This window comes from Vibrio sp. S17_S38 (assembly GCF_014694375.1).
Taxonomy (GTDB): domain Bacteria; phylum Pseudomonadota; class Gammaproteobacteria; order Enterobacterales; family Vibrionaceae; genus Vibrio.
Window position 1 is genome coordinate 43,392 of record NZ_JAAUWW010000008.1, and the last position, 24,397, is coordinate 67,788.

24 protein-coding genes are annotated in these 24,397 nt (G+C 40.5%); 4 read left to right on the forward strand and 20 right to left on the reverse strand.

Annotated elements, in window-relative coordinates:
• Positions 1 to 3 precede the first annotated feature (3 nt).
• Positions 4 to 816: a bis(5'-nucleosyl)-tetraphosphatase (symmetrical) ApaH gene (apaH, locus tag HC725_RS07915; protein WP_190331289.1), complete on the forward strand. Its 813-nt coding sequence runs from the start codon at positions 4 to 6 to the stop codon at positions 814 to 816.
• Positions 817 to 892: 76 nt separating this feature from the next.
• On the opposite strand, the gene folA is transcribed toward apaH, so the two are convergent.
• The 6 genes from folA to rplU all read right to left on the reverse strand — a co-directional run bounded on the left by folA (position 893) and on the right by rplU (position 4,739).
• Positions 893 to 1,372, reverse strand: a complete 480-nt coding sequence (gene folA, locus HC725_RS07920) for a type 3 dihydrofolate reductase (protein WP_190331290.1) — start codon at positions 1,370 to 1,372, stop codon at positions 893 to 895.
• A 30-nt stretch (positions 1,373 to 1,402) separates the two neighbouring features.
• Complete coding sequence (locus tag HC725_RS07925; RefSeq protein WP_446751357.1) at positions 1,403 to 1,879, reverse strand: threonine/serine exporter family protein; 477 nt, start codon at positions 1,877 to 1,879, stop codon at positions 1,403 to 1,405.
• Entirely contained in the window at positions 1,867 to 2,634 is a 768-nt protein-coding gene (locus HC725_RS07930; protein ID WP_190331292.1) for a threonine/serine ThrE exporter family protein, read from the reverse strand. The genes HC725_RS07925 and HC725_RS07930 overlap by 13 nt, the downstream gene beginning before the upstream one ends.
• 164 nt (positions 2,635 to 2,798) lie before the next feature.
• The gene (gene cgtA, locus HC725_RS07935; protein ID WP_190331293.1) at positions 2,799 to 3,971 is read right to left on the reverse strand and encodes an Obg family GTPase CgtA; all 1,173 of its coding nucleotides are present in this window, start codon (positions 3,969 to 3,971) and stop codon (positions 2,799 to 2,801) included.
• Between the two features lie 174 nt (positions 3,972 to 4,145).
• The gene (rpmA, locus tag HC725_RS07940; RefSeq protein ID WP_017026335.1) at positions 4,146 to 4,403 is read right to left on the reverse strand and encodes a 50S ribosomal protein L27; all 258 of its coding nucleotides are present in this window, start codon (positions 4,401 to 4,403) and stop codon (positions 4,146 to 4,148) included.
• 24 nt (positions 4,404 to 4,427) lie between these two features.
• Positions 4,428 to 4,739 (reverse strand): 50S ribosomal protein L21, encoded by a 312-nt coding sequence (gene rplU / locus HC725_RS07945; RefSeq protein WP_190331294.1) that lies wholly within the window; start codon positions 4,737 to 4,739, stop codon positions 4,428 to 4,430.
• 261 nt (positions 4,740 to 5,000) lie between these two features.
• Here rplU and ispB point away from each other — a divergent pair, with 261 nt between their 5' ends.
• A complete protein-coding gene (ispB, locus tag HC725_RS07950) occupies positions 5,001 to 5,972 on the forward strand; it encodes an octaprenyl diphosphate synthase (RefSeq protein ID WP_190331295.1) in 972 nt (323 codons plus the stop codon).
• A gap of 161 nt (positions 5,973 to 6,133) precedes the next feature.
• On the opposite strand, the gene mdh is transcribed toward ispB, so the two are convergent.
• Positions 6,134 to 7,069, reverse strand: a complete 936-nt coding sequence (mdh, locus tag HC725_RS07955) for a malate dehydrogenase (protein WP_190331296.1) — start codon at positions 7,067 to 7,069, stop codon at positions 6,134 to 6,136.
• 291 nt (positions 7,070 to 7,360) lie between these two features.
• On the opposite strand from mdh, the gene argR reads away from it, so the two are divergent.
• Positions 7,361 to 7,831: a transcriptional regulator ArgR gene (gene argR, locus HC725_RS07960; RefSeq protein WP_190331297.1), complete on the forward strand. Its 471-nt coding sequence runs from the start codon at positions 7,361 to 7,363 to the stop codon at positions 7,829 to 7,831.
• A 108-nt stretch (positions 7,832 to 7,939) separates the two neighbouring features.
• Here the strand turns inward: argR and rlmB are convergent, their stop codons facing one another.
• The 3 genes from rlmB to nsrR all read right to left on the reverse strand — a co-directional run bounded on the left by rlmB (position 7,940) and on the right by nsrR (position 11,751).
• The gene (gene rlmB / locus HC725_RS07965) at positions 7,940 to 8,689 is read right to left on the reverse strand and encodes a 23S rRNA (guanosine(2251)-2'-O)-methyltransferase RlmB (RefSeq protein ID WP_190331298.1); all 750 of its coding nucleotides are present in this window, start codon (positions 8,687 to 8,689) and stop codon (positions 7,940 to 7,942) included.
• Between the two features lie 39 nt (positions 8,690 to 8,728).
• Positions 8,729 to 11,206 carry a ribonuclease R gene (gene rnr, locus HC725_RS07970; RefSeq protein ID WP_190331299.1) on the reverse strand — a complete coding sequence of 826 codons (2,478 nt, stop codon included), beginning with the start codon at positions 11,204 to 11,206 and terminating at the stop codon, positions 8,729 to 8,731.
• A 119-nt stretch (positions 11,207 to 11,325) separates the two neighbouring features.
• Positions 11,326 to 11,751, reverse strand: a complete 426-nt coding sequence (nsrR, locus tag HC725_RS07975) for a nitric oxide-sensing transcriptional repressor NsrR (RefSeq protein ID WP_190331300.1) — start codon at positions 11,749 to 11,751, stop codon at positions 11,326 to 11,328.
• A gap of 242 nt (positions 11,752 to 11,993) precedes the next feature.
• Here nsrR and hmpA point away from each other — a divergent pair, with 242 nt between their 5' ends.
• Positions 11,994 to 13,163 (forward strand): NO-inducible flavohemoprotein, encoded by a 1,170-nt coding sequence (gene hmpA / locus HC725_RS07980; protein WP_190331301.1) that lies wholly within the window; start codon positions 11,994 to 11,996, stop codon positions 13,161 to 13,163.
• A gap of 127 nt (positions 13,164 to 13,290) precedes the next feature.
• On the opposite strand, the gene HC725_RS07985 is transcribed toward hmpA, so the two are convergent.
• The 10 genes from HC725_RS07985 to tsaE form a co-directional block, all read right to left on the reverse strand.
• A complete protein-coding gene (locus tag HC725_RS07985) occupies positions 13,291 to 14,607 on the reverse strand; it encodes an adenylosuccinate synthase (RefSeq protein WP_190331302.1) in 1,317 nt (438 codons plus the stop codon).
• A gap of 133 nt (positions 14,608 to 14,740) precedes the next feature.
• Entirely contained in the window at positions 14,741 to 14,905 is a 165-nt protein-coding gene (locus tag HC725_RS07990; protein ID WP_190331376.1) for a DUF2065 domain-containing protein, read from the reverse strand.
• A 118-nt stretch (positions 14,906 to 15,023) separates the two neighbouring features.
• Entirely contained in the window at positions 15,024 to 16,010 is a 987-nt protein-coding gene (gene hflC / locus HC725_RS07995) for a protease modulator HflC (RefSeq protein WP_190331303.1), read from the reverse strand.
• A 2-nt stretch (positions 16,011 to 16,012) separates the two neighbouring features.
• Positions 16,013 to 17,206 carry an FtsH protease activity modulator HflK gene (gene hflK, locus HC725_RS08000; RefSeq protein WP_190331304.1) on the reverse strand — a complete coding sequence of 398 codons (1,194 nt, stop codon included), beginning with the start codon at positions 17,204 to 17,206 and terminating at the stop codon, positions 16,013 to 16,015.
• A 61-nt stretch (positions 17,207 to 17,267) separates the two neighbouring features.
• On the reverse strand, positions 17,268 to 18,575 hold the full coding sequence (hflX, locus tag HC725_RS08005) for a ribosome rescue GTPase HflX (RefSeq protein WP_190331305.1): 1,308 nt from the start codon (positions 18,573 to 18,575) through the stop codon (positions 17,268 to 17,270).
• 35 nt (positions 18,576 to 18,610) lie between these two features.
• The gene (hfq, locus tag HC725_RS08010; protein WP_190331306.1) at positions 18,611 to 18,883 is read right to left on the reverse strand and encodes an RNA chaperone Hfq; all 273 of its coding nucleotides are present in this window, start codon (positions 18,881 to 18,883) and stop codon (positions 18,611 to 18,613) included.
• A 258-nt stretch (positions 18,884 to 19,141) separates the two neighbouring features.
• The gene (miaA, locus tag HC725_RS08015; protein ID WP_190331307.1) at positions 19,142 to 20,077 is read right to left on the reverse strand and encodes a tRNA (adenosine(37)-N6)-dimethylallyltransferase MiaA; all 936 of its coding nucleotides are present in this window, start codon (positions 20,075 to 20,077) and stop codon (positions 19,142 to 19,144) included.
• Positions 20,074 to 22,056 carry a DNA mismatch repair endonuclease MutL gene (mutL, locus tag HC725_RS08020; RefSeq protein WP_190331308.1) on the reverse strand — a complete coding sequence of 661 codons (1,983 nt, stop codon included), beginning with the start codon at positions 22,054 to 22,056 and terminating at the stop codon, positions 20,074 to 20,076. The genes miaA and mutL overlap by 4 nt, the downstream gene beginning before the upstream one ends.
• A 74-nt stretch (positions 22,057 to 22,130) precedes the next feature.
• Entirely contained in the window at positions 22,131 to 23,876 is a 1,746-nt protein-coding gene (locus tag HC725_RS08025) for a LysM peptidoglycan-binding domain-containing protein (RefSeq protein WP_190331309.1), read from the reverse strand.
• Entirely contained in the window at positions 23,870 to 24,337 is a 468-nt protein-coding gene (gene tsaE / locus HC725_RS08030) for a tRNA (adenosine(37)-N6)-threonylcarbamoyltransferase complex ATPase subunit type 1 TsaE (RefSeq protein ID WP_190331310.1), read from the reverse strand. Before tsaE ends, HC725_RS08025 begins: the two co-directional genes overlap by 7 nt.
• Positions 24,338 to 24,397 lie beyond the last annotated feature (60 nt).

A 24,397-nucleotide genomic window follows, 5' to 3' on the forward strand; every position in this document is an offset into this window, starting at 1 on the left:
ATTGTGGCAACGTATATTGTAGGTGACATTCAAGGGTGTTTTGATGAGCTGCAGTTGCTACTCAATCAAGTTCAATTTGATCCACAAAACGATACTCTTTGGCTCGCTGGTGATCTAGTTGCCCGAGGGCCAAAATCACTCGAAACACTTCGATTTGTTCGATCTCTCGGAAATGCAGCTCAATGTATTTTAGGCAACCATGATTTGCATTTGCTTGCGGTTCACCTTGGCTTATTTACCAGTAAACCAAAAGATAAAACCGCTAATATATTTTCGGCCCCCGATAGAAATGAGCTGATGGACTGGTTACGCCAACAACCTTTACTCGCAGAACATCCCGAATTTGTAATGTGTCATGCCGGTATTTCGCCGCAATGGGATCTTCCAACCGCTCGCCAAGCAGCAAAAAATATTGAACAATGTTTACAGAGCGATAACTGGCAATGGTTAGTTGAGAATATGTACTCCAATCAACCAACTCAATGGAGTGAGTCTTTACAAGGCATCGAACTATATCGTTATTCTATTAATGCTTTTACTCGAATGCGATTTTGCCTTAGTGATGGGACATTAGATTTAGAATGTAAACTTCCTCCTGAACAAGCTCATTCAAGTGGTCTACTACCTTGGTTTCGAGTACCTAATCGTATTTCATTAGAAAAAACGGTCATTTTTGGTCATTGGGCAGCATTGATGGGGTGCAATGACCAGCAAGCTAATGTAATAGGACTCGATACAGGTTGCGTGTGGGGGGAGTATTTATCAATGCTAAGATGGGAAGATAAGCAATTATTTACTCAACAAGCGATCCAGTGATTTTCCCATATTTAAGCAGATGACTAAGATCTAAACGTCCGTCTTCTGCTTAAAATACAGATAATGAAAAGATAAGTTAACGCTCTAAAATCACAAATTCCATGTCATATTTATTCTTCTCATCTGCGGTATAAGTATCATGGTGAGTTTCCGTCCAGCCTTCTTGCCAATCAGGAAATTGAGTATCACCATCAATTTCAGCATCAATAAATGTTAAGTACAAACAATTAGCTTGCTCTAAGCAAGCTTCATAAATGCTGCCACCACCAATGATCATCAGTTCTTCCGCATCACCAGTAACTTGCTTAGCTTCATCAATATTGCTAACTACTGTCACACCGTCAATCAATAGACTAGAATCACGACTAAGCACAATATTCATCCTACCTGGTAGTGGACGACCGATTGATTCATAGGTTTTCCTGCCCATAACAATCGGCTTTCCTAATGTGCAACGTTTGAACCAAGCAAAATCAGCAGGTAAGTGCCACGGCATTTGATTGTCTTTTCCAATCGTTCGATTTTTTGCCATTGCGGCTATCATGCTAATTTTCACGTTAATCTCCTAACTCATAACAATATAAAACTATATCACTGATTTTCTGCGATAAAATAATAAGCCCGGCATCGCTAACCCTATCGCAAGCCCAGCAATAATAAACATAGCTTGTAAAAAATTATCCATTAATAATGCAAATAATTCAGGGTTGTAGCCAATATGATTAATTTCCACAACCGCTATCATAGCTTTAAAAGCGTACACGCCTGGTATCATAGGAATCATGGCTGCAACCGTAAACACTTTCGGGTGAGCCAAAAATCGATGAGACCAATGGATACCAACCATTCCCACAAAAGTAGCTGAAAATAGTGTTGCCCACTCAATCTCAACACCATAATGCAGTAATAGGAAGCGAGAACCATGACCCAGAGCGCCTCCAATTGCACAATATTTTAATGCATTAGCAGGAACATTAAAGACTAAAGCAAAACCAACAGCAGGAATTGCTGCAAAGAACATATCATTGAGTAGCGCAAGAAAAAGTGACATCAATGTATCCATCCCCATGCTCCAGTAATTGTCATTGCCCCAACTATCCCAATACTCGTTGCGAAGGTAAGTAAACTAGCCATCACAAAACGTGCAATTCCCATATTAATGTACCCTTTAAGCATATCTGCTACAGCATTAATCAAAGGGAACCCCGGAACAAGCATTAACACAGAAGATGCCATTGGCAAGGATGGGTGACTGCCTAATTGATAAATCACCGCTTGAGATGAAATAAGCGTTGTCACAAAAGCCGTAGCAGCAAAATTGAGTAACGGATTAAAATTCCGATGACCAATCTCTTGTCGAACGATCATACCAATTGAAGAAGCGATAAAGGTAATGGCAAAAGCTATTTTATCCCCACCAGCTAAATGAGAAAAAGCAGCGCAAGATAAACCTATCATTAACACAACAAGCCAACGGTTATAACGTGTTGGTTGAATTCTTTCTAGTTTTCGCTGCGCCATCGAAAAATCTAATATTTGACGTTCAACCATGATACAAACACGCTGAATGTCCGTAACGACAGACATATTGATACCTTTGTCAGGGCTTCTTCTTGCTGTCGTGACACAATTACCATCCATAATAGTGGTTACAATTAATGAACTAGCAGATAATGAAACTTCCACTTCATCGACACCACAAGCTAAACCTAAGCGGCGAGTAATATCTGAAACCAAAGTGCTTTCGGCTCCATGAGCTAATAGCATTTGCCCTGCATGAATAATAAATCGAGTAATGTTTTTCTGATTTGCTTCCATGACAATCATTCTTCCTTACAATGAACAATCATTAGGCATCCGGCCAAGTAATATAAGTTTGCCTTACTCCATTATCAAAAAGAATGATTTAAAATAAAAAAGCTGCAAAATCTCAAAGAGAAATTGCAGCTTTCTTGTGATCAAGCAATTAAAAGCAGACCGAATTAGTCACGAACATAAATGACATGGCCGTCATCTTCGTCGTCATCCCAATCCTCGTCGTCCCACTCTTCGGTAATAACATCCTTACCGCTCATCGCATCTTTATGGTAATCATCCCACTTGAAGTCAACCTTCTCATCATCAAGAGTAACTTGAACTTCTTCTTTTGGTAAACCTTCCATAAATTCGGCTAACTGGAAACTAAGCTCTTTGGTGCCTAATTTTTTAACCGCTGAAATTTTAGCGTAATGCCCTTCCCAGCCCAGCGCATCGATGATCTCTTGGATCTTCTCATCCGCTTCATCTTCGGTCATAAGATCGACTTTATTGAAGATCAACCAACGCGGTTTAGCAAAAACTTTTTCACTATATTGCTCAAGCTCATCAATAATAGTTAATGCATTCACTATCGGATCTGAACCATCAATAGGAAGAAGATCGATCATGTGCAATAGCACTCGGCATCTTTCTAAGTGTTTTAAGAAGCGAATACCTAAGCCAGCTCCATCCGCAGCACCTTCAATTAGCCCTGGAATATCAGCAATAACAAAACTTCGTTCAGCACCGGCTCGAACTACACCAAGACTTGGAATCAACGTGGTAAATGGATAATCCGCCACTTTCGGTTTGGCAGCAGAAACAGCACGAATAAACGTAGATTTACCCGCATTAGGTAAGCCTAACATGCCGACATCAGCCAACAACAATAACTCTAGGCGTAATTCTCGAACTTCACCTTTTGTTCCCATCGTTTTTTGACGAGGTGCACGGTTAACTGAAGATTTAAACCGTTGGTTACCTAAACCATGCCAACCGCCTTTCGCGATCATGATCGTTTTACCATGTTCAGTTACTTCAGCAACCACTTCGTTGGTATGAATATCAACAGCACGCGTACCAACAGGAACCTTAATGGTTTTATCTGCGCCACGTCGACCAGTACAGTTACCACCGCTACCATTTTTACCACGCTCAGCTTTATGGAAACGCTCAAAACGATAGTCAACAAGTGTATTTAGGTTCTCATCGGCTTGCATATATACATCACCGCCATCGCCGCCATCACCGCCGTCAGGTCCGCCTTTCTCTACAAATTTTTCACGCCAAAAACTGACTACGCCATTACCGCCGTCGCCAGCTTCTACTTTTATGGTTGATTCATCAACGAATTTCATTTGCTACTCCACCTGCATATTGGCAAGTTTATTATAGTGTAGACCACAGACTGTAAATCCCAGTAGTTCTTCTATTACGGCTAGGGTCTAGGGTCTAGGGTCTTTATCTGTTTGTTCTAAATAAAAAACCCCACCATAAAGGTAGGGCTTTGAATTCATGTTGTAAGTAAAAACTTATGCAGTTTCGATACTTACGAACTTACGGTTCTTAGGACCTTTAACTTCAAATTTAACTTTACCTTCAGATAAAGCAAATAGAGTGTGGTCTTTACCGATACCAACATTAGTGCCAGCGTGGAATTTAGTACCACGTTGACGAACAATGATGTTACCCGCTAGAACAGATTCGCCACCAAAACGTTTAACACCTAAGCGTTTACTTTCTGAATCGCGACCGTTATTAGTAGAACCACCAGCTTTTTTATGTGCCATGTGTTAGCTTCTCCGTTATGTTAATTAAGCGCTGATGCCAGTAATTCTGACTTCAGTGAACCACTGACGGTGGCCCATTTGCTTACGAGAATGCTTACGACGACGGAACTTAACGATTTTAACTTTATCGCCACGACCGTGCTTAACTACTTCTGCAGTTACTTTACCGCCAGCAACTAGAGGTGCACCAATAGTGATTTCCTCACCATTAGCAACCATAAGAACTGATTCAAACTCTACGTTTGCGCCAGTTTCTACGTCCAATTTTTCTAAACGAAGAGTTTGACCTTCGCTTACACGGTGTTGTTTACCACCAGATTGGAAAACAGCGTACATATTTTACTCCGCTTTTTCCGCACAGCATCATGTTAGTTATTTTAAACATATCAGGTGTGCGCTTAAACTTGTCATCAATAGGGCGCAGATTCTACTTGAGAGCTCACCCTTTGACAAGATAAATATTAAAGAAAATGGCGAAAAGATCATCGCCAAATAAAAGTGGTGTAATGATGCCGTTTAGAGCCGTGTTTATCAATATTTTTTAGTGTAGAATTCAATAATATTTTTATTGTGATGATTAACTTTGCTGGAATGAACATGGATTTTAATGCTATCCAAGCGCTAACCGCTGATGACATGACTAAAGTGAATGAAACTATTCACGCACAACTTAACTCTAATGTCAGCCTAATCAACCAACTAGGGTTTTACATTGTAAGCAGTGGAGGTAAACGTATACGCCCTTTACTTGCTCTTATCTCAGCTAAAGCTTTAGGTTATCAGGGACAAGATCACATCACTGCAGCTTCCTTTGTTGAGTTTATTCATACAGCCACTTTACTACATGATGATGTCGTTGATGAATCGGATATGCGCCGTGGTAAGGAAACAGCTAATGCTGCATTTGGTAATGCCGCTAGCGTTCTAGTTGGTGATTATATCTACACTCGCTCATTTCAAATGATGACAGGTTTAGGCTCATTAAAAATTCTCAAACTAATGAGTGACGCTGTTAATGTCATTGCTGAGGGTGAAGTGCAACAGTTAATGAATTGCAATAATCCAGATACAACCGAAGAAAGCTACATGGAAGTGATTTACTCTAAAACAGCCCGTTTGTTTGAAGCTGCCACTCAAATTGGTGCTCTTTTAGTCGATGCTCCAAAAGAGACAGAAACTGCCCTACAAAACTATGGTCGTTATTTAGGTACAGCATTCCAACTGATCGATGATGTGATGGACTATACCTCTGATGGTAAAGAGATGGGTAAAAATGTAGGTGATGACCTTGCAGAAGGTAAACCAACGCTCCCACTGCTTTATGCAATGCATAATGGTACACCTGAACAAGCCGTTATGATTAGAGAAGCCATCGAACACTCAAATGGCATGGAAAAGCTCGATGCAATTATGGCGGCTATGCATGAAACTGGTTCACTTGACTACACCACTGAACGTGCAGAGCAAGAAGCAGATAAAGCCATTGCAGAGCTTTCAATCATTCCAGAGTCAGAATATAAGCAAGCACTGATCACATTGGCACACATGGCGGTAAGAAGAACAAAATAACGCTATTTGTTCCTAGTTCAGTCGGTTTCATTTCAACATACAAAAACTAATTGAACTGCCAGTAAAGATAAAACCCGTGATTGCTTTAAGCAAACCACGGGTTTTTAATTTGATTCAGATTCGCTTTTAGCTACTGAGCAAATAAGCTACTTAGTAAATTGTTATTTAGCAAACTCTTCACCCAAAGCAATATCGCCTCTTAGCGTTTCAAGCATGCTATCAAATGCTTGCTGCTCAAAATCACTTAATTTGCCATAGCTTAATATTTCTTCAATTCCTTGTTTACCTAAACGGATAGGTTGTGCAAAGAAACGAGCATTGTCACCAGGGCCTTCTACATAAGCGCACTCAACGATACCTTGCTCACCTTGCAATGCTTTCACAAGAGACAAACCAAAACGATAAGCGGCTTGACCCATAGAAAGAGTCGCTGAACCGCCACCCGCTTTTGCCTCGACCACTTCAGTACCGGCATTTTGAATACGTTTCGTCAATGCAGCCGTTTCTTCTGCGGTAAAATCAACCCCTTGAATTTGAGAAAGAAGAGGAAGAATCGTTACGCCAGAGTGACCACCAATAACTGGAACTTCAAGACCTTGAAGAGGAACACCTTTCAATTCAGCAACAAAGGTTTCAGAACGAATAACGTCTAACGTTGTAATACCGAATAAACGGTTTTTATTATATACGCCAGCTTTCTTTAGTACTTCAGCTGCGATCGGCACCGTTGTATTCACTGGGTTCGTAATAATACCAATACAAGCTGTTGGGCAAGTAACCGCTATTTTTTCAGCTAATGATTTAACAATCCCAGCGTTAACGTTGAAAAGATCTGAACGATCCATGCCAGGTTTACGAGCAACACCCGCTGAAATTAGAACGACATCAGCGCCTTCAAGGGCTGGAGTTGGATCTACACCCGCATAACCTTTGATAGAAACAGGTGTTGGTATATGGCTAAGATCAGCCGCAACCCCTGGCGTCACAGGTGCAATATCATACAACGCAAGATCTGAACCTGCTGGTAATCCGTTTTTAAGCAATAGCGCCAATGCTTGTCCAATACCACCTGCAGCACCAATTACAGCTACTTTCATGAACTTTCTCCTTTGACAAAATATTTTTATGATTTACGTAAATATAACGACTTTAACCAAATTACAATATGCACAAATTAATTACAATTTATTAACTCAGCTTTGAGATCCTCACCTCATCTAATATTGATTTTTGTAACTTAATGGCATTGAGTCCCTTAGAAAACATCAAGTAACGGTTGTTACATTTAATTTCTAGCTGAATACACAAAGTGACGACTTCTTATTGGTACATAATGCCGATCTATGCGAAAATAATGCAATTCTATGTATATTTAAGATCGAACCCTCATGCGAAATAATGATAAACAAGATCAGCTTATCCGTTCATTCAAAGCATTATTGAAAGAAGAATGTTTTGGTTCACAAGGTGAGATTGTTGATATGCTCAAAGAAGAAGGCTTTGATAATATTAACCAATCCAAAGTATCCCGTATGCTGACCAAATTTGGCGCTGTCCGCACACGAAATGCAAAAATGGAGATGGTGTATTGTTTACCCGCAGAATTAGGCGTTCCAACGGTCTCTAGTTCGCTACGCGAATTGGTTCTGGATATTGGTCATAATGATGCATTAGTTGTCATTCATACCGGTCCAGGGGCGGCACAGCTAATCGCTCGCCTTTTAGATTCATTAGGAAAATCTGAAGGGATTTTAGGCGTTGTTGCAGGAGATGATACTCTTTTCATTACGCCAACTTTAACCTACACCACTAAGCAGTTATTCGATTCAGTTTGTGATTTATTCGAATTTGCGGGTTAAACTCGTGGCTTAATAACATACAAATAAAAAGCGATCATTGTTCAGTGATCGCTTTATCTATTCAATACTAATTTAGAACCGATTAACTCATACCAATAGAACTAAGACTTAGCTCAGTCTTTGTCTCACAGCTTCAAACAAACAAACGCCAGTAGCAACTGACACATTCAAGCTTGATACACTGCCCGACATTGGGATCTTAATTAAACCATCACAAGTTTCACGCGTTAACCGACGCATACCATCGCCTTCCGCTCCCATCACAATAGCAAGTGGACCTGTTAGTTTAGCTTGATAGATGTCATGTGTTGCTTCACCAGCCGTACCAACAAACCATACTCCTTGCTCTTGTAATGCACGCATAGTCCGAGCCAGATTAGTAACACGAACAAATGGTACTGTTTCTGCAGCGCCACAAGCAACTTTGCTTACCGTACCGGTTAAAGGAGCTGACTTATCTTTTGGTACGATAACCGCCGCAACGCCAGCTGCATCAGCATTACGTAAACATGCGCCAAGATTATGCGGGTCAGTAACACCATCCAATACCAATAATAATGGTGTTTCACCTTTAGCTTTACAGGCAATTAAGATGTCATCAAGGTGATTCTCATTTAACTGCTTTGCCGGTTTTACTTTTGCAATAATGCCTTGATGATTTGCACCATCTGATTTGTCATCTAGCGCTTTACGTCCCATTTGTTGTACAGAAACGCCAAATTTTTGCAGTTGATTAATGACAGGTAATAATCTGTCGTCTTCACGACCTTTTAAAACAAATGCTTCAATTAAACGTGCAGGGTCTTTGTCTAACACCGCATTAATGGCATGAATGCCAAAGATAAATTCGTTACTCATGGTCTACCTTTTGGGGTTATTCACCCTAAATTTTATGATTTATTTTTGCGCACGTTTTGCTGCAGAAGGTTTACTACGCCTTGGTTTTGTTCCTGGCTTTCCCGCTTCCGCAGCTTTAGGCTTACGTTTCTTTTTCTTCTTAGCTTTATCGGCGCTGCCATCAGGTCGTTTCGTTGGTTCAACTAATGGTTTGGCTTTTTGACCTGGCTTATTTTCTTTTACTGCTTGCTTCTTTTGAGTCGTCGATTTCTTGTCTGCACTTGCAGCTCGTTTTTTATCTGTTTTTCCTTTACCGCGAACAGGGCGACTTGAGCCTACGATTTCGAAGTCAATCTGGCGCGAATCTAGATTCACCGCTAAGACTTTAACTTTAACTGAATCACCTAAACGATAGATCAAACCAGAACTTTCGCCGACTAATCTCTGCCCCATCGGATCAAATTGATAATAATCATTAGCCAAAGATGAAATATGGACTAAACCATCAATATGAAAATCACTTAAACGAACAAAGAACCCAAAGCCGGTGACATTGGCAATAACACCATCTAGTTCTTCACCTACATGATCTTGCATGTATTCACATTTGAGCCAATCAGCCACATCACGAGTTGCATCATCGGCGCGACGCTCCGTTGTTGAGCATTGCTCACCGTAGAAGTCCATTTCATCGACATTATAATGATAGCCGCCCGTAGGGGTCGAACGATCCGTATTTACACCGGCATCTTTAGCAATAAGATACTTAATCGCGCGGTGTAATAATAAATCAGGGTAGCGACGAATTGGCGAGGTAAAGTGGGCATAACGCTGCAGCGCCAAACCAAAGTGACCACCATTAGCGGCGTTATATACCGCTTGCTTCATTGAGCGTAGCAACATCGTCTGAATAAGTTCTTTATCAGGACGTTCGCCAATGGCTTGAATGAGCGCGGCATAATCGGTTGGTGTTGGCTCTAGCCCACCCGTTAAGCTTAATCCTAATTCGCCAAGGAAAGATCGGAAACCAGTAAGGCGCTCTTCACCTGGCGTATCATGGACACGATATAACGCTGGTTCTTTCGCTTTTTCAACAAATGAGGCTGAAGCAATATTGGCAAGAATCATACATTCTTCAATGATCTTATGTGCATCATTGCGAACTACAGGTTCGATACGTTCAATTTTACGTAATTCATTGAAGATAAATTTCGTTTCAGTCGTTTCAAATTCAATCGCGCCACGTTGCTCACGTGCAACTTTCAATACTTGATACATTTTATGTAACTGCTCAAGGTCTGGTACCATTTTCTGATAGCGTTCACGCAGCTCTTCATTACCGTCTAATATCGCACCTACTTTATTATAGGTAAGACGTGCATGTGAATTCATCACCGCTTCATAATGTTTATAGCCTGACAGCTTACCAGAAGAAGAAACCGTCATTTCGCATACCATGCACAAACGGTCAACTTGTGGGTTCAATGAACATAAGCCATTCGATAATACTTCCGGCAACATAGGAACCACTTGTGCAGGGAAGTAAACCGAATTACCCCGCTTAATGGCCTCTTTATCAAGTGCTGTATTGGGACGAACATAATAACTCACATCCGCAATCGCCACCCATAAACGCCAGCCACCACCTTTTTTAGCTTCACAATATACGGCATCATCAAAATCACGAGCATCTTCACCATCAATGGTGACAAGAGGTAAATCACGTAAATCAACGCGCCTTTCTTTAGCTTCGTCTGGAACTTCTTCTGCTAAATTTTGAACTTGTTTTTCGACAGCTAGAGGCCATTCATTGGGGATTTGATGAGTATGAATTGCAATTTGAATTTCCATACCAGGTGCCATATTCTCGCCTAGCACCTCCAGCACTTTCCCCATCATACCGCGAGAACGCGTAGCACGAGCTGTTAGTTCCACGATAACGACATTGCCCATACGAGCACCGCTACGGAATTCTTCTGGGATCAGAATATCTTGGCTAATACGTGAATCATCTGGTACGACATAAGCATGGCCATCTTCCATAAAGAAACGACCCACTAAATTGCTTTCACGAGCTTCCAGAATACGAACTAAGCGCCCTTCTTTACGGCCACGCTTATCCACACCATTTGGCTGAACTAAAACATAATCACCGTGGATGATGGTTCTCATCTGGTGAAACGGTAATAAGACATCGTTATCTTTACCAACACTGCCATCAGGACGAACCCAGCCAAAACCATCTTTATGGCCAATAACCGTACCTTTAATCAAATCGACTTTTTCAGGTAAAGCGTAACATTGACGACGAGTGAAAATCAGCTCACCGTCACGCTCCATCGCACGTAAGCGACGTCGTAGGCCTTCATATTCCTCTTCATCTTTTAAATTTAGCGCCTCAAAGAGATCATTACGATTCATTGGCACATTTGCCTTAGTTAAGAGCGCTAAAATAAACTCTCGACTAGGAATCGGATTTTCATATTTTTCTGATTCTCGTTTGGCAAAAGGATCAATAATTTCGGGACGTTCGGACATGACAAACCTGCTTATATGCGCAAAGTGTAACTATGAGTATATCTGAGTGAGGCGCTAACCTACAGAAATGGTTTAATAAACTGCCTTCAAACAAATATAAGAAAGTGGCAGCTTAATGATTACGCTGGAGTTAAAAGAAGTAAAAGTTCATTATTATCGGTCAACATATCGGCAATGGTACAATCATCTAATTGCTGTAAAAATGCTTCCTTGGCTTCAGCCAGCTTACCTTTTAAGCGACAAGCCGATGTCATATTACAGGCGCTTTCAGCACAGTTCACAATTTGTAGTGGCTCCAAGCCTCTGACTACACTACCAATAATAATATCCTCTGCTGGCATACCAAGGAGAATCCCACCATATTTACCTCTAATCGCTTCCACATAACCTAGTAACGCCAATTTATGAATAATCTTGATTAAATGATTTTTAGGGATATCTAAACGATCACTTACCACTTGTGCATTAGTCCTCTGTCCTTCAGGCAATGACGCCAAAAAGATCAGCGTTCGCAATCCATAATCGGTAAATGAGGTAAGTTGCATCACTGCTCCTAAATTGAATACTGCCCTTACTGGGGCCAAAGTTTCCACGAAAATAGAAATAGTATATAAGATTTATCGGAAAGCTAACATTTTTCGATTCCTTGCCAACGCTATTTTACCTTTTAAAACTGAGGGATTAAGTATTTTTGAGTATATAAGAATAAATATTCCATTGACTCACATTTCAATTTTAGATAAAATGTTAACATGCATTTAAAATACAACTTTAAAAGGTAACTATTATGTTAAGTCAATCTACTATTGATATCGTCAAATCTACCGCGCCTCTCATCGCCGAAGCTGGCCCCTCTCTTACCGCTCATTTCTATGATCGTATGTTCAAACATCATCCAGAATTAAAAAACGTCTTTAATTTAACTCACCAAGATACAGGCAGCCAAAGAGAAGCATTATTTAATGCTGTGTATGGCTATGCTGCCAATATTGACAATATTGAAGTGTTATTACCTGTGGTAGAAAAGATTGCGCATAAGCATACCAGTTTTAATATTTCACCAGAGCAATATCAAATTGTTGGTACTCACTTACTAGCAACTATTGATGAATTAATGAGCCCTGGGCAAGAAGTACTTGATGCTTGGGCTGAAGCTTATGGTTTATTAGCAAATGTATTTATTAATCGCGAAGAAGAAATTTACCAGCAAAAAGAACAAGAAGTCGGTGGATGGCGTGGAACTCGCGAATTTAAAGTGATAGCGAAAATACAAGAAAGCAATGTAATCACCAGCTTTGTATTTGCGCCTACTGATGGTAAAGCGGTTGTCAGCTACAATCCAGGCCAATATATCGGCATCTATTTAAATTCAGATAAATTAGAATTCCAAGAAATTCGTCAGTACAGCTTATCTGATGCTCCAAATGGTGAAACTTACCGTATTTCAGTAAAACGTGAAGATAAAGGTGTGGCATCTAATTACTTACATGCACATGTAAGTATTGGTGATACGGTTCAGTTAGCAGCACCAGCAGGTGACTTCTTTATTACCACTTTGCCACAAACACCAATTGCTTTAATTTCGGCTGGTGTAGGTCTAACACCAATGCTATCAATGTTAGAAAGTATTCAAACTACTCATCAAGCACCAATCCATTGGTTACATGCATCTGACAATACAGAACGCCATGGCTTTAAAGCTCGTGTTAATGAGTTAACACAATCAAATACCCTGCTAAATCAATACACTTGGTATAAAGAAGAAACGAATACTGGCGATTTTTCTGGTTTAATGGATTTATCACAAATTCAAAATGAAGTTAAATGGCTAGAGACTGATTTCTACCTTTGTGGTCCAGTAGTATTTATGCAACATGTTGCTAAGCAATTAATCGCGCTAAATGTGATGGAAGATCGTATTCACTATGAATGCTTCGGACCACATAAAGTACTTTAATTTTGCATAAGACATTGAGCAATAGATTCATTAATATTCCTTGACCTTACAGCTCAATTCACAAATGCAAGACCTAAAAAAGCCGACGTTGATGTCGGCTTTTTTTATATTTCATTTTAACGCCATATTAAACGCTAAATGGGTGAACCTTGACGATGGTTTCATTACGATCTGGTCCAGTTGATACGATATCAACCGGAACACCAGTCAACTCTTCAATACGCTTAATGTAATCAAGAGCAGCTTGTGGAAGCGCATCGATTGATTTAGCACCAAAAGTATTTTCAGACCAACCTGGCATGGTTTCATAAACTGGAGTCGCTTTTTCAAATGCATCAGCGGCTAATGGCGAAACTTCCATAACGGAACCATCTTCCATTTGGTAGCTAGTACAAATTTTTAACTCTTCTAAACCATCAAGAACGTCAAGTTTCGTTAAGCAAAAACCAGTTATTGAGTTTAATTGAACAGCGCGACGCATCGCAACAGCATCAAACCAACCAGTACGACGTAAGCGGCCTGTAGTTGCACCAAATTCGTGGCCAACAGTACCTAAATGCTTACCAATAGGATCTTGCTTATCTAAGCCATCATATAACTCTGTTGGAAATGGACCTGAACCAACACGAGTACAGTATGCTTTTGCGATACCGAGAATGTAACCAATATGACTTGGACCAAAACCAGAACCAGCAGCAACGCCACCAGCAGTCGTATTTGAAGACGTTACATATGGGTAAGTACCATGGTCGATATCAAGCAATGTACCTTGAGCGCCTTCAAACATGATTTTGTCACCACGCTTGCGAGCTGCATCAAGCTCATCAGTCACATCAATCACTAGAGAAGTTAGTAAATCTGCATAACCTTTGGCTTGTTCAAGTACTTCTTCGTAGCTTACTTCATCTACTTTGTAGTAATTCACCAATTGGAAATTATGATATTCCATTACTTCTTTTAGCTTCTCAGCAAAAGAAGCCATATCGAATAAGTCACCAACGCGTAAACCACGACGAGATACTTTATCTTCATAAGCTGGACCGATACCACGACCAGTCGTACCAATCGCTTTTTTACCACGAGCAAGCTCACGGGCCTGATCTAAAGCAATATGATAAGGAAGAATAAGAGGGCAAGCTTCAGAGATGTATAGGCGTTCACGAACCGGAATACCACGCGCTTCAAGCGGTTTCATTTCATTTAATAAAGCGTCAGGAGAAAGTACTACACCATTACCAATAATGCACTTCACATTATTTCGTAGAATACCTGATGGAATTAAGTGGAGAACGGTTTTTTCACCGTCAATGACTAGAGTGTGACCTGCATTGTGACCACCTTGATAGCGAACCACATATTTTGCATCTTCAGTTAAAAGGTCAACTATTTTACCTTTACCTTCATCACCCCATTGGGTGCCAAGAACGACTACGTTATTTCCCATTTTTAATTCTACTTGCTAGTTAAAAAAGGATTCTAGCATACCAATTATACTTGTTGCAGTCATTTTTTCGATGAATTTTTATGCACTTTAATTTCATATATAAAATAATAATACATGGCAATAGCTTGCTGTATTATTTCAGCGACATAAACACAATTACAGCACCGGCAACCACTAAAGCCCCTCCGACTCTCTTTAATTGATTATCAGGAAGTTGGCTCATTTTTGTTACCATATTTTTCCATGCTTTAGGTGCAAACGCAGGCCCTAAACCTTCAAATATAAGAACAGCCCCCATAGCAATAAAGAAAGATGTCACTGTTATTTATCCTCATTTTAACCCAAATGGTCATAAAAAAAGAAGGAACCATCAGGTCCCTTCTTTAATTGATTATAACAACGAAAGCTAAGAAGGTTTACTTCTCAGTTTTACGCCCATTACTCTGATTCATATATTTAAAGAAGTCACTCTTTGGATCAAGCACCAGTAAATCACTCTTATTACTGAATGATTTTTCGTATGCTTTAAGTGAACGCAAGAAGCTATAAAACTCAGGATCTTGATTGTATGACTGAGCATAAATCGTAGCCACTTTTGCATCTGCATCACCACGAGTAACACGAGCTGTTTTATCGGCTTCGGCTAATGTAGTTGCAACTTCAAGTTCCGCTTGAGCTCGAATGATTTCGGCCTTTTCACGACCTTGCGAACGGTGCTTACGCGCCACTGACTCACGTTCTGCACGCATACGGCGATAAATCGATTCACTGATTTCATCAGGTAGGTTGATTTTCTTCATACGGAAATCGACCAATTCAACACCTAAATCTTTCATTGCACTATCGCGAGTATCATCCAATACATCAAGCATGATTTTATCACGCTCGCCATCCACTTCTAATGCTTCTTTAGCCGATTCAGGCAGCGCATCTTCATCTTGAATCGTATCAACTGCAACAATTTCACTGCGAGGGCCGGAAACGATTTGCTTAATTTCACGCGCACCGATTTCAGAACGAAGAATATCAGTTACCTTACGCCCCAGTAGTGTTTCAGCGGTTAAGGTATTACCACCACCAGTTGCCAGATAATACTTACCAAAATCACTGATTTTCCATTTCACATAAGTATCGATAATAACGTCTTTTTTCTCTGATGTTACAAAACGGTCTGATTTACCATCCATAGTTTGGATACGTGCGTCTAACGTTTTAACGCTATCAAAAAACGGCATTTTCATATGCAAACCCGGAGGATAAATTCTTGAAGATGTATCATTGGCATCTTTAAGTATTCGACCAAAACGGCTCACGATGCCTCGCTCACCTTCCGGGACAACAAACACTGACATTAACGTCACAACAATTAAAATCGCCACCAAAGGGATAAATAACTTACGCATGTTTAGAATCTCCCTTTACGTGTTGAAGTCGAGCTTGAGTTTTTATCAGTCTCATCACCATTTGATTTGCTTGCATCTAATTGAATACCATCATACTCAGAAGATGATTTATCTCCGGTACGTGCTTTCGATGGCTGAGCTTTAGAATCCGAAATTAATTTATCAATCGGTAAATACAGCATATTGCCAGACGATTCAGAATCAATAAGAACTTTCGAGCTACGTGTATAGATTTTTTCCATAGTATCAAGATACAAACGATCACGTGTTACTTTTGGTGCCGCTTGGTATTCAGGCAATAGCTTATTAAACTGAGCCACTTGACCTAACGCTTCATTCACCGTGCGCTCGGTATAACCTTGAGCTTCTTTCTTCAAACGTTCGGCACGGCCGGTCGCTTTCGGTAGAATTTCATTTTTATACGCTTCTGCTTCACGAATGAAACGTTCTTCATCTTCTCGAGCTGCAATGGCGTCATCGAACGCATCTTTCACTTGCTCTGGAGGACGAGAGGATTGGAAGTTCACATCGGTTACCGTTAAGCCCATATCGTATTTATCGATAATTTGGTTTACCGTTTTTTCCGTTGTTTGTCGTATTTGCTGACGACCACTGGTGAGAATACTATCCATCAAAGAATCACCAATAACGGCACGAAGTGCTGAATCGGTGGCCTGACGCAAGCTATCATCAGCATTAGTCACTCGAAACAAATATTTATAAGGGTCAGATACTCGGTATTGAACCCCCATTTCGACCGTTACTACATTTTCATCTTTGGTTAGCATTAGACCGCTAGCACGTAATGAGCGAATCGCTTGTACGTTGACAGGTGTGACGTCATCAATAAAACGAGGACGCCAGTTTAGACCTGGATCCACTATTTTTTCGTACTTACCTAAACGAAGTACAACACCACGCTCTGCTTCGCCGATAGTATAGAAGCCAGAGAAAACCCAAATTAAGATAGCTATTAACGCAATCGCACCGAAGCCGATAGCACCACCGCCACCAAATAATGGTTTCCCGTTACCTTTCTTACCGAATGTACCGCCTAATTTTTGGCTGAGCTTATTAAAAACCTCATCCAAATCAGGTGGACCTTGATCTCGACCGCCGCGATTTTTATTCTTACCCCAAGGGTCTTTATCTTGGCCATTATTGTCGTTGTTATTTCCAGGCTCGTTCCACGCCATTAGAAAGCTCCATCGTATAGATATGACGTTCATACCAATAACAGTAAATACTGTATTGATATCATACTGTAGCAGCTAAGTCAGTGACGACAAGGTCACGCAAAACTACCTCTTCTCTTTTCTCTAACTTTGACCAATCAACTTGCTGCATCCGAATATCAATCAATAAATTACCTTCTTGATCATATTTTTCAGCTTGGATCGCATTCATCTGAATGAAGACACTACGAATACGTCCTTGATGCATAGGGGGAATACAGAGCTGATACTGAACAATCTGTGTTGCCAAACGCTCAGTAAGCGCAGAAAACAACAAATCTAAACCGATCCCATTCATGGCAGAAACCCAGACGATACGAGGTAAACCTTCGTCATCTCGCTCAATTCTTGGTTTTTGCCCTTCCATGTTATCAATTTTATTCATCACTAGCAGCGATGGTACCTCATGGGCATCAATTTCTTCTAAAACTACGTCAACCGCGTGGATATTCTCACGAAAACGGTCATCACTAGCATCTACAACATGTAACAAAATGTCAGCTTCTTGAGTTTCTTGCAATGTAGCTTTGAAAGCAGCAACCAAATCATGGGGCAAATGACGAATAAAGCCAACCGTATCCGCCAATACCGCATTACCAACATCTTCAAGCTCGATTTTTCGTAACGTTGGATCTAATGTTGCGAATAATTGATCCGCGGCATAAACCCCCGCTTGAGTAATATGATTAAATAAGGTCGATTTTCCTGCATTGGTATAACCAACTAGTGAAATTGTCGGAATTTCAGCACGTTGCCTTGCCTTTCTTCCTTGTTCACGTTGTTTTGAAACTTTGGCTAAACGACGTAGGATAGCTTTAATACGCTCACGCAATAAACGTCTGTCGGTTTCTAATTGAGTTTCACCCGGCCCACGTAAACCTATGCCACCTTTTTGACGCTCTAAGTGAGTCCAACCTCGGATCAAACGGGTTGATAAGTGACGCAACTGCGCCAATTCAACTTGTAATTTACCTTCATGAGTTCGAGCTCGTTGAGCAAAGATATCTAAGATTAACCCAGTACGATCGAGAACTCGACATTGGCACAAGTATTCAAGATTACGCTCTTGTGCTGGAGTTAAAGCATGATTAAAGATAACAATTTCAGCACCTAATGCTTTTACTGTATCTGCAATTTCTTGTGCTTTACCTGTACCGACATAATATTTAGCATGCGGTGATTGGCGGCTACCCGTTACAACCTTCAGGCTATTTACGCCAGCAGAAGACACCAGCATTTCAAACTCGCTGAGGTCTTCCCACTCACCTTCTTGTGTGAAGTTTATATGAACAAGTACCGCCTGTTCGCCGGATTCATAACGGTCAAACAAACAGTTCGCTCCTTAATGTAAACAATAAAACATTCTTAATCTTCTGAATTCTCTTGTTGCGGTTTATCTTGAGTTGCTGGGCGTTGTTCAGCGGTATGATGGCTTACTGCACGAGCAGGCACAACCGTCGAAATCGCATGCTTATAAACCATTTGACTGACGGTATTTTTCAATAAGATCACGAATTGATCAAAAGATTCGATTTGCCCTTGAAGCTTAATCCCATTCACTAAATAAATTGAAACTGGGATACGTTCGCGACGTAATGCATTCAAGAATGGGTCTTGTAAAGATTGCCCCTTAGCCATTTTATATTCCTTATTTTGATTGTTGTTTTATTTTTAGCTAACTTTGATCTTTCTACGTATATCGTTACAAAAACAATCGTAAAAAGTCACTTACACAATAAAGCAGTGCGAATACTTAATAAAAATATCCATTAAGTTGTGCATTAACGAGCAAATTTGCTCGACTGCCAAATTTATCTTTATACTGAAAATAGGTATTTAACAAAAACTTACCTAAACGCTTTCAGTATATACTCAAATCACATCAAGATGCACGGTTCAGGATCCACTCACTATAGCATTTGATAAAGTGTCTACTGATGCCTCAATATTTTCACTATCTAGCCAAGTTAAATCATTCCAGCTTCGTAACCAAGTGATTTGTCTTTTGGCTAATTGACGAGTGGCACATATACCTTTAAATACGGCTTCATCTAGTGTGCCATTTCCATCAAGATATTCCCACATCTGTCGATAGCCTACACAACGAATGGAAGGTAGATCAAGGTGTAGATCGCTCCGTTGATGCAAGGTGCTTACTTCTTGTTCAAATCCCGCGGCTATCATTTTTTCAAATCGAAGTTCAATACGCCTATGCAGTTCTGATCGTTGACTTGGCATTACAGCAAACTGTTTCACTCGATAAGGAATCGGTTCACCTTTTTTCGCCGTCAATTCTGTTAAGGTTTTACCTGTGATTCGAAAGACCTCAAGTGCGCGCGATAAACGCTGTGGATCATTGGGATGAATTCTTTGAGCAGCCACAGGATCAATACTCGCCAATTCTTGATGAAGTATTTCCCAGCCTTTTTGTTTTGACTCTTCTTCTATCTGTTGACGAATAGCTGGATCCGCGGCAGGTAATGGTGACAAGCCTTCAAGCAACGCTTTGTAATACAACATAGTGCCACCTACCAATAATGGTATTTTACCTTGGGCAACAATATCGGCCATTTCCTTCAATGCATCTCGACGAAAATCAGCAGCAGAATAAGAATTTTTTGGATCTAAAATATTAATCAGCCGGTGGGGTGCAAGTGCTAATTCTTGGTCATCTGGCTTTGCGGTTCCGATATCCATTCCTTTATAAATCAATGCCGAATCGACACTAATGATCTCAACAGGGTATTTTTGACGTAGGCGAATTGCTAATTCAGTTTTCCCCGATGCTGTCGGCCCCATTAAAAACAAAGCTAAAGGTAATGGCTGGCTCATGATTGTAACCCCGCAATCGAAGCAGAAAAATCAACTGGTTGAACCCAATTATATTGTTGTAACGGCAAAGCAGTTCCCCAAATTTGTTCAAGCTCAGATACAAGTTGAATGGCTTCAGATAAAGTATAGCGAGTTTTTGGTACGGTAATATATTCCGTTATCCATAAAGTCAGCGCTTCATAAGTAACGGTTTTCATCTCTAAAATGTACTCTAAAAGAGCCGGGATAAAAGATTGTAAGTTTTGATGTCTTAACGGCTGTGGCACGGCCATTACCACCAAATTATTCTTACCCTTGGCTTCAAGCTCAATGCCAAACAAGGATAATAATGAATATTGTGCTTCTGCCGTTTCCAGTAAATCAGATGAGACAGGGATACTTAATAAAATGAGTAACGGTTGCGCTTTTAAGCCATTATCTTCGCCCACTATTAATTGACCTTGCACTCTTAACGCTTCAGCTTTATTCAGATCCACTAATAAACAGGTCTGAGAGTTTTGCATCAATAAATAGCGATCTTGAACCACGGCTAAGGATTTCCCTAACGACGTGATATTACTTAATTCGGAAGTTGATCTTGGCTGAGATCCCACCTCCTTTTTAGCCGTACTCACATTGCTGTTTACATTATTACCTCTATCTTGATCGTCATCTAAATCCGTTGATACAGGGATTTGAAACAGCGCTTGATACAGTTCTGATTGCTTCGGGTGATAACTTGAACCAGTGGTTTTCCCAGAGTACGGAGAAGAGATTGAGCGATCTCGCTTTCTCTGCTCATTTTCTTGCCACTGACTGCTTTCTTGCCACGGACGGCTTTCTTGGCACTGATTAGCTCTCGCGACCTTATAGGTTGGTGGAGAGTCATTAATATATTCATCTTGCTGGCGAATTGGATCCTTAACAGAATCATCAACATCATTTTGAGGATGATATTCACTCGCATAAGCAGATTTGGAAATGGCCGGCGAGGTTATTTCAACCGCTTGGGATAAAGCATCTCGCAAAGCTTGATAAATAAAATCATGAACTAAACGTGCTTGGTGAAAACGAACTTCATGTTTGGCTGGATGGACATTGACATCAACTTGATGAGGATCGATCTCAATAAACAGTACATAAGTAGCAAACTGATCTGAGCGCAAAGCTGACTCATAGCTTTGGCGAATAGCATGGTTGATAAGCTTATCTCGCATCATGCGGCCGTTTACATAGCAATACTGCAAATCACTTTGGCTACGAGCTCCTTGCGGTGTGGTCATCCAGCCTTTGAGCTTGAGATCATTATGCTCAAGAGAGATCGCAACCGCATGCTGCATAAAATTAGCGCCACAGACCGCAGTCAGCCTCTTCTCAATTTGGCTATCTGTTTTTGCCGCACGATATTGACGCAGCACTTTTCCGTTATGACGTAAGGTGATCGACACCTCAAGACAACTCAAAGCGATACGTTTCAGCAATTCATCAATATGAGAGAATTCAGTTTTTTCAGTGCGCAGAAATTTACGTCGAGCCGGCGTATTAAAAAACAGATCAACCACTTCAATCGTCGTTCCGATTGGGTGCGCTGCTGGTGTCACTTTAACCGTCATATCTCGACCTTCAGCGTAAGCAGACCAAGCTTCCGTTTGAGTTGCAATACGAGAAGTTAAGGTTAAACGAGATACTGAGCTAATACTGGCTAACGCTTCTCCTCGAAAACCAAGGCTAACAATCGCTTCGAGATCATCGAGAGTGTGGATTTTTGAAGTGGCATGACGACTCAAGGCTAGCCCCAGTTCATCTTTTGCGATACCAGAACCATTATCCCGAACACGAATAAGTTTGCTGCCACCTTTTTCAATATCGATATCGATCCGCGTCGCACCAGAATCAATACTATTTTCAACTAATTCTTTCACAACTGATGCAGGACGCTCGACCACTTCACCAGCAGCGATTTGGTTCGCAAGTCGAGCAGGTAAAATTTTAATTGCCATAATATCGCTACACCGTTAATACTATAAATTGATAATAAAAAGCTATAAATCAGGACCCAAAAACCTTATCAATATTAAGATTTCGGTATGGTTAGCTTCTGGCCGACGGCTAAGCTATTTGAGCGTAAATTATTCGCCTTACGAATATCATCCACACTGACACCATATTTTTGAGCTATTCCACCTAAATACTCACCACTTCGAACTTTATGTGTGATCGATACAGACGAGCTTGGCGCGGTAATTTTAAGTCTCTGGCCTAATTTTAATGTATTACTACGTAAATTATTTTGTGACTTAATTTGGCTAACTGACACATGATAGGTTTCGGCAATTTTACCTAGATAATCACCACTTTTTACCACATGAGTGATTTCTTTAGAACTTGACGATGCAGCACTCGATGAGCCCGAACTTGCACTTGATTGGCTAGCATTGGTCGCACTCACTTGTAATTCTTGACCAACATTTAAACTCGAACTTTTTAAGTTATTCCATCTCATCAAATTCGCGGTGCTGACATTATAATTTTTTGCGATAACCGAAAGAGATTCGCCACTTTTGACTTTATGCTTCCCTGCCGAAGCGTGGTTCACAACAATCATTCCTTCCGGTGGGTTATCTTTGAAATACTGTTGTATCGCCACAGAAATAGCATTCGCTAATCTATTTTGGTGATAGGTTTGAAATAACAGCTTTTCTTCTGCTGGATTTGAAATAAACCCTGTTTCGACGAGAATGGAAGGAATGTCAGGTGACTTCAAAACCGCTAAGCTGGCATAAACAGGCTTGCTTGTATGCATACGAGTAACTTGGCGTAGCTGACTAATCACATGCAAAGCCAATTTATTACCTTCCGTTTGAGAATGACTAAACTGTAAATCCAGAACCGTTTGGCTCACGTTTTTATCATTCGCATTCTTAGACAATAATAAACCACCACCACCGAGTAATTCAGATTGTTCTTCTTTCTTTACAACCCAACGGCCAATCTCCGTATTCGCACGACGAGTACTCAATACAAAAACAGAAGCACCTCGTGGGCCTGAGGTTGTGTAACTATCTGCATGAATAGAAACCAATAATAAGGATTTATTTTTACGGGCGATTTCTGAACGCTCATTCAAATTCACATAATAATCACCAGTACGAGTTAATACAGCATGAATATTAGGTGTTTTCTTATTTAGGTCATCTACCACTTTTTTAGCGATCGCTAATGTCGCATTTTTTTCATATTTTTTGGTGGGCCCTATTGAACCAGGATCTTGTCCACCATGCCCTGGGTCAATCGCCACGACAATACTCGTTGGTGAGCGAGACAGAGTTGTTGGAACAACATGGCGCTCATTATTCGACGGCGTTGCTGTTTCTTTTGGAGCGCGAGCTGGAACAGAAGAACCACTGGCAGATCCATGTTTAATATCAACAACCAAACGATGACCATATTGTCCACCAGCCGTTGGTGCTAATTTAAACACCTCAGGATCTTGCTTCGATTTTAATTCAAAGACCAAACGGTAAGTCGAAGCATTTGGAGCTCCACTACGACGAACTTGAGTTAAAACAGAACTATCAGTCACTTTTAATGGCAACTTGGTTTTTAACGTCGTATTTTTAATATCAACCACTAACCTATCTGGGTTAGTTAAGGTGAAATAGCTAAAAGAAGGCTCACTAGCCATATCCATCACAACACGAGTGTCGCTCTCTGATGGCCAGACACGAATTGAATTTAATGAATTAGCCAATACTGAAGATGACAAACCAAGTAAAGCAATCAAGAAAAAACAAACTTTTACACGAAATAACTTCAACACAACTCCAACCTATTTAATAAAGATTGCCCATATTCATTATTGGCCGTTAAAACAACCTGCCTATGTGTTTCAATGTAGCGTAACTCAATATCTAAATCAGGTTGAGGCAACATTCCTTCACCTTTTTCAGGCCACTCAACCAAACAGATAGCATCAGAAGTAAAATAATCTCGGATCCCCATAAACTCTAATTCTTCAGGATCCGCTAAACGGTACAAATCAAAATGATACACTTGCCAATCCGATAAAATATAAGGCTCCACTAAGGTATACGTCGGACTTTTCACATTACCTTTATGGCCTAAAGCTCTCACAAAACCACGGCTGAATGTTGTTTTTCCAGCACCGAGATCGCCATGCAAATAAATCGTTGTTTGTTGTGAGCATAAATGGGCTAACTGAGTCCCTAAATCTATAGTGGCGGCTTCATCAATTAATAGTGCTTGTTTGATTTTAGTCATGGAGTTCTTGCTCATAAAAAAAGGGATCGTTCAACTCAACAAAGAGTATTCTACTTATCC

Coding starts and splice junctions, on each gene's coding strand:
- HC725_RS07925 (WP_446751357.1), bottom strand. CDS start 1,879: ATGGATACATTGATGTCACTTTTTCTTGCGCTACTCAATGATATGTTC.
- HC725_RS07930 (WP_190331292.1), bottom strand. CDS start 2,634: ATGGAAGCAAATCAGAAAAACATTACTCGATTTATTATTCATGCAGGG.
- cgtA (WP_190331293.1), bottom strand. CDS start 3,971: ATGAAATTCGTTGATGAATCAACCATAAAAGTAGAAGCTGGCGACGGC.
- rpmA (WP_017026335.1), bottom strand. CDS start 4,403: ATGGCACATAAAAAAGCTGGTGGTTCTACTAATAACGGTCGCGATTCA.
- rplU (WP_190331294.1), bottom strand. CDS start 4,739: ATGTACGCTGTTTTCCAATCTGGTGGTAAACAACACCGTGTAAGCGAA.
- ispB (WP_190331295.1), top strand. CDS start 5,001: ATGGATTTTAATGCTATCCAAGCGCTAACCGCTGATGACATGACTAAA.
- mdh (WP_190331296.1), bottom strand. CDS start 7,069: ATGAAAGTAGCTGTAATTGGTGCTGCAGGTGGTATTGGACAAGCATTG.
- argR (WP_190331297.1), top strand. CDS start 7,361: ATGCGAAATAATGATAAACAAGATCAGCTTATCCGTTCATTCAAAGCA.
- rlmB (WP_190331298.1), bottom strand. CDS start 8,689: ATGAGTAACGAATTTATCTTTGGCATTCATGCCATTAATGCGGTGTTA.
- rnr (WP_190331299.1), bottom strand. CDS start 11,206: ATGTCCGAACGTCCCGAAATTATTGATCCTTTTGCCAAACGAGAATCA.
- nsrR (WP_190331300.1), bottom strand. CDS start 11,751: ATGCAACTTACCTCATTTACCGATTATGGATTGCGAACGCTGATCTTT.
- hmpA (WP_190331301.1), top strand. CDS start 11,994: ATGTTAAGTCAATCTACTATTGATATCGTCAAATCTACCGCGCCTCTC.
- HC725_RS07985 (WP_190331302.1), bottom strand. CDS start 14,607: ATGGGAAATAACGTAGTCGTTCTTGGCACCCAATGGGGTGATGAAGGT.
- HC725_RS07990 (WP_190331376.1), bottom strand. CDS start 14,905: ATGGGGGCTGTTCTTATATTTGAAGGTTTAGGGCCTGCGTTTGCACCT.
- hflC (WP_190331303.1), bottom strand. CDS start 16,010: ATGCGTAAGTTATTTATCCCTTTGGTGGCGATTTTAATTGTTGTGACG.
- hflK (WP_190331304.1), bottom strand. CDS start 17,206: ATGGCGTGGAACGAGCCTGGAAATAACAACGACAATAATGGCCAAGAT.
- hfq (WP_190331306.1), bottom strand. CDS start 18,883: ATGGCTAAGGGGCAATCTTTACAAGACCCATTCTTGAATGCATTACGT.
- miaA (WP_190331307.1), bottom strand. CDS start 20,077: ATGAGCCAGCCATTACCTTTAGCTTTGTTTTTAATGGGGCCGACAGCA.
- mutL (WP_190331308.1), bottom strand. CDS start 22,056: ATGGCAATTAAAATTTTACCTGCTCGACTTGCGAACCAAATCGCTGCT.
- tsaE (WP_190331310.1), bottom strand. CDS start 24,337: ATGACTAAAATCAAACAAGCACTATTAATTGATGAAGCCGCCACTATA.